The organism is Streptomyces odontotermitis (genome assembly GCF_050510915.1).
Taxonomy (GTDB): domain Bacteria; phylum Actinomycetota; class Actinomycetes; order Streptomycetales; family Streptomycetaceae; genus Streptomyces.
Map to the genome: position 1 here is coordinate 283,287 of NZ_JBNJLS010000010.1, position 8,150 is coordinate 291,436.

General features: G+C 72.7%; 8 protein-coding genes. 6 read left to right on the forward strand and 2 right to left on the reverse strand.

What is annotated here, in order from left to right; genetic code table 11:
• The first annotated feature begins 24 nt into the window (after positions 1 to 24).
• From ACQB60_RS27250 to glmM, 4 genes are all read left to right on the forward strand, one after another.
• The gene (locus tag ACQB60_RS27250) at positions 25 to 1,239 is read left to right on the forward strand and encodes a glycosyltransferase family 87 protein (RefSeq protein ID WP_496928738.1); all 1,215 of its coding nucleotides are present in this window, start codon (positions 25 to 27) and stop codon (positions 1,237 to 1,239) included.
• A gap of 209 nt (positions 1,240 to 1,448) precedes the next feature.
• Positions 1,449 to 1,892 carry a 50S ribosomal protein L13 gene (rplM, locus tag ACQB60_RS27255; protein ID WP_496928722.1) on the forward strand — a complete coding sequence of 148 codons (444 nt, stop codon included), beginning with the start codon at positions 1,449 to 1,451 and terminating at the stop codon, positions 1,890 to 1,892.
• 42 nt (positions 1,893 to 1,934) lie between these two features.
• Complete coding sequence (gene rpsI, locus ACQB60_RS27260) at positions 1,935 to 2,459, forward strand: 30S ribosomal protein S9 (RefSeq protein ID WP_496928723.1); 525 nt, start codon at positions 1,935 to 1,937, stop codon at positions 2,457 to 2,459.
• Positions 2,460 to 2,658: 199 nt separating this feature from the next.
• Positions 2,659 to 4,017 carry a phosphoglucosamine mutase gene (gene glmM / locus ACQB60_RS27265; RefSeq protein WP_496928724.1) on the forward strand — a complete coding sequence of 453 codons (1,359 nt, stop codon included), beginning with the start codon at positions 2,659 to 2,661 and terminating at the stop codon, positions 4,015 to 4,017.
• A gap of 10 nt (positions 4,018 to 4,027) precedes the next feature.
• Here glmM and ACQB60_RS27270 read toward each other — a convergent pair whose 3' ends face one another.
• Positions 4,028 to 4,975, reverse strand: coding sequence for a DUF389 domain-containing protein (locus ACQB60_RS27270; RefSeq protein ID WP_496928725.1), 948 nt, complete (start codon positions 4,973 to 4,975; stop codon positions 4,028 to 4,030).
• A gap of 22 nt (positions 4,976 to 4,997) precedes the next feature.
• Positions 4,998 to 5,996: a type I pantothenate kinase gene (coaA, locus tag ACQB60_RS27275; RefSeq protein WP_496928726.1), complete on the reverse strand. Its 999-nt coding sequence runs from the start codon at positions 5,994 to 5,996 to the stop codon at positions 4,998 to 5,000.
• A gap of 147 nt (positions 5,997 to 6,143) precedes the next feature.
• On the opposite strand from coaA, the gene ACQB60_RS27280 reads away from it, so the two are divergent.
• Positions 6,144 to 6,512 carry a holo-ACP synthase gene (locus ACQB60_RS27280; protein ID WP_496928727.1) on the forward strand — a complete coding sequence of 123 codons (369 nt, stop codon included), beginning with the start codon at positions 6,144 to 6,146 and terminating at the stop codon, positions 6,510 to 6,512.
• Positions 6,513 to 6,561: 49 nt separating this feature from the next.
• Positions 6,562 to 8,028 carry an NAD(P)H-hydrate dehydratase gene (locus ACQB60_RS27285; RefSeq protein WP_496928728.1) on the forward strand — a complete coding sequence of 489 codons (1,467 nt, stop codon included), beginning with the start codon at positions 6,562 to 6,564 and terminating at the stop codon, positions 8,026 to 8,028.
• The last annotated feature ends 122 nt before the right edge of the window (positions 8,029 to 8,150 follow it).

Genomic DNA, 8,150 nt, shown 5'->3' on the forward strand with positions numbered 1-8,150 from the left:
AATTCAGCACTTTCTGCTTGGGTGTTGCGGCCGGTGACCTGGCACGTCCGGGGCGCCCTCGGGGCCGTCCTCGTCGCCGGGGTCGTCCGGGTGGGGCTGCGCTTCTCGGACGGTGGGATGGACAACGCCATCGTCGTGCGGGCCGCCCGGACCTGGCTCGACGGTGGATCGCCTTACGGGGACCGGCACTTCCTCTATCTCCCGGGGGCCGTGCTCGCCGCGGTGCCGCAGGCGCTGCTGCCGCTCGGTGTGCTGCGGTTCCTCGTGCCGGCGGTGGTCACCGGGGCGCTCGTCGTGGGGTGGGGGTGTGCGCTGCGGATCCACGGGGTGCCCTGGCGCAGCCGGTTCGCGGCGGGCGGGCTGCTCGGGCTCGCCCTGGGCTTCGCGCCGTTCGGGCACCTCGTCGCGCTCGGGAACTGGACCGTGGTCTCCGCGGCCGCGCTGCCGGTGGCGCTGCTGTGCGTGTGCCGGGGGCGGTGGGGTGCTGCGGGGCTGGTGATCGGGGCCGCCGTCGCCCTGAAGCCGCTGCTCGCCCCGGTCCTGCTGCTCTTCGTCTTCGCGCGGCGGTGGCGGGCGCTGTCCGGCGCGCTCCTCGTGCCCCTGGGTGTCTCGGCGGGGGCGGCGCTGCTCATGCCGGACCCGGGGGGCTTCTTCACGCGGACGCTGCCCTTCCTACTGCGCGGGCACGACAGCTTCGTACGCCTTTATGAGGCGTCCCCCGCGGCCGTGCTGCCGCGGCTCGGGGTGCCGCAGGGGGCGGCGACTCTGCTGGCCGCGGTGGCGGCGGTGGCGGGGGTGTGGTGCGCCTGGCGGCGGTGGGAGCGCGGCGGTGCGCGGGGGCGGGAGCCGGACGGCGCGGGGGCGTGGGGGAGCGCCGGGGCCGCGCGGGTGGTGGAGACCGCCGTGCTGCTGATGCTCGCGGCCTTCCTCGTCTCCCGGCCCTCGTACGACCACTACCTCCTGGTCGTCGTCCCGCTGCTGCTCGCGGGGGCGCTGTCGGGGCCGGGGGCGGTGGCGCGCGACCCCTGGTTCTGGCTGGCGCTGCTGCCGCAGGTGCCGGGGTTCGGGTGGCCGTGGCTGGAGGCGGGGACGAGGCGGGCGTTCAAGGACTGCTTCACGCTGTGTGTCCTCGCGGTGACCGTCGCGCGGTGCTGCGTGCGGCGGCCGGTTACCCTGGATCCGACAGGACCGCCCGAGGCGGTGGAGCCGGCGGTGCCGGTCTCCAGGACTGCGTTTTGACCCAAACGGGGCGGCGCGGGTAGTCTCGTGGACTGATACGTATTGGCTTCCTCGTTCTCACGCGAAAGGGCCTTACGTAGGTTCCCTGGAGCAGTTACCAGTGGCTCGCATACGGGCAGCGTCCCCGGCATTGTGAGCCCCAGCTGCATGATCGCTTCCTGGGTGCCGTGTGTCTGGACCCCATCCACTGAAGAAGCGAAGGCTACGAAGTGCGTACGTACAGCCCCAAGCCCGGCGATGTGACCCGCCAGTGGCACGTCATCGACGCCCGGGACATCGTCCTGGGTCGTCTGGCGACCACCGCTGCCACGCTCCTGCGCGGCAAGCACAAGCCGATCTACGCCCCTCACGTTGACACCGGTGACTTCGTCATCATCATCAACGCCGAGAAGGTGCACCTCTCCGGCAACAAGAAGACCCAGAAGATGGCGTACCGCCACTCCGGTTACCCGGGTGGTCTGCGGTCCGTCCGTTACGACGAGCTGCTCGAGAAGAGCCCCGAGAAGGCCATCGAGAAGGCCGTCAAGGGCATGCTCCCCAAGAACACCCTGGGCCGTCAGATGCTCTCGAAGCTGAAGGTCTACTCGGGCGACCAGCACCCGCACGCTGCCCAGCAGCCGGTGCCGTTCGAGATCACCCAGGTCGCGCAGTAGTTCCGGCCACCCCCTAAGACGAAAAGAAATCTGAGGAGAATCGTGGCCGAGACCACTGCCGAGCAGCCGCTCGACGAGAACGCCGAGAACGTCGACATCGAGTCCTACACCTCCGAGTCCGAGGCCCCCGTCGAGGGCGAGTACACCTCGGAGTCGAACGCCGCGCGCTTCGGCGACCCCCAGCCGGCCGCCGGCCTGGGCCGCCGCAAGAACGCCATCGCCCGCGTCCGGATCGTCCCGGGCACCGGCAAGTGGAAGGTCAACGGGCGCACGCTCGAGGACTACTTCCCGAACAAGGTCCACCAGCAGGAAGTCAACGAGCCCTTCAAGGTGCTCGAGCTGGACGGCCGCTACGACGTCATCGCCCGCATCTCGGGTGGCGGCGTCTCCGGTCAGGCCGGTGCGCTCCGTCTCGGTGTCGCCCGCGCTCTGAACGAGGCCGACGTCGACAACAACCGCGGCGCCCTGAAGAAGGCCGGTTACCTGAAGCGTGACGACCGTGCGGTCGAGCGCAAGAAGGCCGGTCTCAAGAAGGCCCGCAAGGCTCCGCAGTACAGCAAGCGCTAATCGCTGCCTGCTTGTACGTCTCGTTCGCCCCGGCGGCACTCACTGTGCCGTCGGGGCGTTCGTTTATGGGGCTGCCGGGCGTATAACGGCATATGGCGCCCCGAAGTTGCCAGTAGTGCTCAGTAGCTCTCATGAGCTCTCAGGAGCTAGCAAGCTCGGACTTAATTCCGAAGGTTTTCGAAAGTTCGGAGGACCACCAGTGGGACGACTCTTCGGCACGGACGGCGTGCGCGGTGTCGCCAACGCGGATCTGACGGCCGAGCTCGCGCTCGGACTCTCCGTCGCGGCGGCTCATGTGCTCGGCGAGGCGGGCACCTTCGCGGGCCACCGCCCGGTGGCGGTGGTGGGGCGTGACCCGCGCGCGTCCGGGGAGTTCCTGGAGGCCGCGGTGGTCGCGGGCCTGGCGAGCGCGGGCGTGGACGTCCTGCGCGTCGGTGTGCTGCCCACCCCCGCGGTGGCGCATCTCACCGGTGCGCTGGGCGCCGACCTCGGTGTGATGCTCTCCGCGAGCCACAACGCCATGCCCGACAACGGCATCAAGTTCTTCGCCCGCGGCGGCCACAAGCTCGCCGACGAGCTGGAGGACCGCATCGAGTCCGTCTACGAGGAGCACCGCACCGGCGCCCCCTGGGAGCGGCCCACCGGTGCCGGGGTCGGCCGCGTGAAGACGTACGACGAGGGGCTCGACCAGTACGTCGCGCACCTCATCGGCGTGCTGCCCAACCGGCTCGAAGGCCTCAAGGTCGTCCTGGACGAGGCGCACGGCGCGGCCGCGCGGGTCTCGCCCGAGGCGTTCACGCGCGCGGGCGCCGAGATCATCACGATCGGTGCCGAGCCGGACGGGCTCAACATCAACGACGGCTGCGGCTCGACCCACCTGGACCTCCTGAAGGCCGCCGTCGTCGAGCACGGCGCCGACTTCGGCATCGCGCACGACGGCGACGCCGACCGCTGCCTGGCCGTGGACCACACCGGTGCCGAGGTCGACGGCGACCAGATCCTCGCGGTCCTCGCCCTCGCCATGCGCGAGCGCGGCGCCCTGCGCCGGGACACCGTCGTCGCGACCGTCATGTCGAACCTCGGCTTCAAGCTGGCCATGGAGCGCGAGGGGCTCGCCCTCGTGCAGACGGCGGTGGGCGACCGGTACGTGCTCGAGTCGATGAAGGAGCACGGCTTCGCGCTCGGCGGCGAGCAGTCCGGGCACGTCATCGTCCTGGACCACGCCACCACCGGGGACGGCACCCTGACCGGGCTGCTGCTCGCGGCGCGGGTCGCGCAGACCGGGCGCAGCCTCAAGGACCTCGCCGCCGTCATGGAGCGGCTGCCCCAGGTCCTGATCAACGTGCCGGACGTCGACAAGTCCCGCGTGCGCACCTCGCCCGAGCTGACCGCCGCGGTCGGCGAGGCCGAGCGCGAGCTGGGCGCCACCGGCCGGGTGCTGCTTCGCCCCTCGGGCACCGAGCCGCTGGTGCGCGTCATGGTCGAGGCGGCCGACATCGACCAGGCGCGGTCGGTGGCCGGGCGCCTCGCGGACGTCGTGAAGTCCGCGCTCGGCTAGGACAGTTCGGCTAGGACAGTCCGGCCTTGGCGGTGCGCTCGCGCTGTCTGGCCCAGAGGAGCTTCTGGGCGAGCAGCGTGAGCGTACCGGCGAGGATGATGCCCAGCAGATTCAGCAGGAGCTGCTCCGTCGAGCCCCACGCCTGCTTGTACGCGCTGTAGCTGAAGGCGACGGCGGCGTTCGCGGCGGCCGGGACCGTGGTCACCGAGATCGCCACGCCCACGAGGGCGCCCGACTTCGCCGAGGTCAGGGAGAGCGTGCCCGCGGCGCCCGCGAGGACGGCCACGACGAAGGAGAACCAGTCGGGCCGGTAGATGAAGTTGGTGTTGGGGCGGTCCGCCTCCAGGGCCTTTGCGGAGAACAGGTCGACCGCGTCCATGAAGTAGCTGAAGCCCACGGTCACCGCCATCGCCACCGCGAAGCCCGTCACCAGGGCGATCAGCGAGCGCAGGGCCAGGCGCGGGGCGCGCTGCACGAGCGCCGTGCAGAAGCCCGCGAGTGGGCCGAACTCGGGGCCCACCGCCATCGCGCCGACGATCAGGATCGCGTTGTCGAGCACCACACCGCAGGCCGCGATCATCGTGGCGATGGTGATGAACGCGACGTAGGTGACCGAGAGCGTCGACTCCTCGTGCGTCGCGTCCGTCAGCTGCTCCCACAGGACCGCGTCCGCGCCCTCTCCCGGCGCCTCGTCCTCGGCCTTGTCGGCCCGCTTCGACAGTGACAGGTCGATGTTCTCGACGGCGATCGAGCCCGTCTTGTCGATGTCCAACGCCCGCAGGCCGCCGATGAGTTCGTCGCCCGCCTCGCGTGCGACGTCGCACATGACGACGTCGCCCACGGGGTTGCGGGCGGCGCCCGGCACCACGGCGAGGTGGGTGGTGCCGGTCGTCTTCTCGATGAGGCGCACCACCTCGTCCGTCCGGTCGGCGGGCGTGATCAGGCGCAGATGCAGCATGCGCAAACCGTAGCCCGGCCGGTCAGAGCTTGCGCAGCCGCAGCCGCTGCACCTTGTGGTCGGGGCCCTTGCGGACGACGAGGGTGGCGCGCCCGCGGGTCGGGGCCACGTTCTCGACCAGGTTCAACTTGTTGATGGTCCGCCAGGTGGTGCGCGCGTAGTCCAGGGCCTCCTCCTCCGAGACCTGGGTGTACTTGCGGAAGTACGAGGAGGGGTTCTGGAAGGCCGTCGCGCGCAGCTTGCGGAAGCGGTTCAGGTACCAGCGCTCGATGTCCTCGGTGCGCGCGTCCACGTACACGCTGAAGTCGAAGTAGTCCGCGAGGCCGACGCGGGTGCGGCCGTCCTTGCCGGGCAGGGCGGGCTGCAGGACGTTGAGGCCCTCGACGATGAGGATGTCCGGGCGGCGCACGGTGAGCCGCTGTCCCGGCACGATGTCGTAGATCAGGTGCGAGTAGACGGGCGCGGTCACCTCGTCCTTGCCCGCCTTGATGTCGGCGACGAAGCGGGTCAGGGCGCGCCGGTCGTACGACTCCGGGAAGCCCTTGCGGGACATCAGCCCGCGGGCCTCCAACTCCCGTGTGGGCAGCAGGAACCCGTCCGTGGTGACCAGCTCGACGCGCGGGTGCTCGGGCCAGCGGGAGAGCAGGGCCTGCAGCAGGCGGGCGACGGTGGACTTGCCGACGGCCACGGAGCCGGCGACTCCTATGACGAAGGGCGTGCCCGACTGGGAGCCCTTCTCGCCGGTGCCGCCGAGGAAGGTGTTGAGGGCGCCGCGCAGGCCGTCGGTGGCGCCGACGTACAGGTTGAGCAGGCGGGAGAGCGGCAGATAGATGTCGCGCACTTCGTCGAGGTCGATGACGTCGCCGAGGCCGCGGAGCTTCTCCACCTCCTCGGCGGTGAGGGGGAGCGGCGTCTTGTCGCGCAGCGCGCTCCACTCGGTGCGGGTGAGGTCGACGAAGGGGGTCGCCTCCGGCTTGTGCCGGTGGGCGCCCCGTGGCGGCGAGGAGACCGAAGAGATCACATTCCATTGTTACGGGAGTTTGAAGCGCGGGGAGGGTGGGGTGCGTCACCCGGAGCAGGCGTCGGCCGTAGGCTGCGGCGTGCGGAGGGGCCGCCTGTCGGTGGCCCGGCGGCGAGAACTGGCCAAGTCGGTGACGGTGGAGAGCTCATGATCATTGGGGTGGGGATCGACGTCGCGGAGATCTCCCGGTTCGGCGCGGCCCTGGAGCGCACGCCGAGCATGGCCGAACGGCTCTTCGTGGAGAGCGAGTTGCTGCTCCCCGGCGGCGAGCGGCGCGGCATCGCCTCGCTCGCGGCCCGATTCGCGGCGAAGGAGGCCCTGGCGAAGGCGCTCGGCGCGCCGGGCGGTCTGCACTGGACGGACGCCGAGGTGTACGTGGAGGAGAGCGGCCAGCCGCGGGTGCGGGTGCGCGGCACGGTCGCGGCGCGGGCGGCGGAGCTCGGGGTGCGGGCCTGGCACATCTCGCTGAGCCATGACGCGGGGGTGGCCTCGGCGGTGGTGATTGCGGAGGGGTGACCCGGCCCCTGGAGGGCGGTCCGCCCGCGCGTTGGGGAGACTTGGTCCCATGCGGACTGCGTACGGCGTGGAGACGGTGCGGGCGGCCGAGCGGGAGCTCATGGAGCGGGTGCCCGAGGGGGCGCTCATGCAGCGGGCGGCGGCGGGGCTCGCCGTCGCCTGCGCCCAGGTGCTCGGCCGGGTGTACGGCTCGCGGGTGGTGCTGCTCGTGGGCAGCGGCGACAACGGCGGCGACGCCCTGTACGCGGGGGCGCGGCTCGCCCGGCGCGGGGCCGGGGTCGGCGCGGTCCTGCTCGCGCCGGAGCGGGTGCACGCGGGCGGGCTCGCGGCGCTGCGGGCGGCGGGCGGCCGGGTGGTCGGGGACGGGACCCGGGAGGAGGCCCGGGACGCGGCCGTGGCGGCGGCGGTGGCCCGCGCGGACCTCGTGGTCGACGGGATCGTGGGCATCGGCGGCAGGGGCGGGCTGCGCCCACAGGCGGCTCAACTGGCTTCTCTCGTACGGGAGTCAGGGGCGCCCGTCGTCGCCGTCGACCTGCCGAGCGGCGTCGACGCCGACACCGGCGAGGTGCGCGGCGAGGCGGTGCGCGCCGATGTGACGGTGACCTTCGGGACGTACAAGCCGGGCCTGCTTGTCGACCCCGCGCGGGAGTACGCGGGGGCGGTGCGGCTCGTGGACATCGGGCTCGGCGAGGTGCTGCCGGAGACGGGCGACCTGGAGGCCCTCCAGTACGCCGACGTGGCGGCGCTGCTGCCGGAGCCGGGCGCGGAGAGCGACAAGTACCGCAGGGGCGTGGTCGGGATCGTGGCCGGATCCGCGCGCTACCCGGGGGCGGCCGTGCTCGCCGTCGCGGGGGCGCTGCGGGGTGGGGCGGGGGCCGTGCGGTACGTGGGTCCCGCGGGGGACGAGGTGCTCGCCCGCTTCCCGGAGGCGCTGGTCTCGCGGGGGCCGGCCGGGAAGGCGGGGCGGGTGCAGGCGTGGGTGGCCGGGCCCGGGCTCGGGGACGAGGGGGAGCGGCTGCGGGACGTCGTCGACGCGGAGGTGCCCGTGCTGATCGACGCGGACGGGCTGCGGCTCGTGGAGGCCGCCGCCGTGCGGGCCCGGTCCGCGCCGACGCTGCTGACCCCGCACGCGGGGGAGGCGGCCGCGCTGCTCGGGGTGGAGCGGGCGGAGGTGGAGCGGGGGCGGCTTGCCGCCGTGCGGGAGTTGGCGGGGCGGTACGGGGCGACCGTGTTGTTGAAGGGGTCGACGACGTTGGTCGCGGACGCGGCAGGTGGGGTGGTGCGGGTGAACCCGACCGGGACCGCTTGGCTCGCCACCGCGGGGAGCGGGGACGTGCTGTCGGGGCTGGGCGGGTCGTTGCTCGCGGCGGGGCTGGGGGCGCGGGACGCCGGGTCGGTGGCGGCGTATCTGCACGGGCTCGCGGGGCGGCGGGTTTCGGTGGGGGCGCCGGTGGGGGCGTGGGATGTGGCGGAGGGGATCGCGGGGGCGTGGCGGGATGTGGTGCGGGGGGAGTGAGAGGGCGCCCGGCGTCGTCGGGGGGGGGGGCTGTGTTGCCGCTGTTGCCGCTGTTGCCGCTGTTGCCGCTGTCGCCGCTGCCGCCGGGGGTGGGGTGGGGACGCGGCGGTATGTCCGTCCTC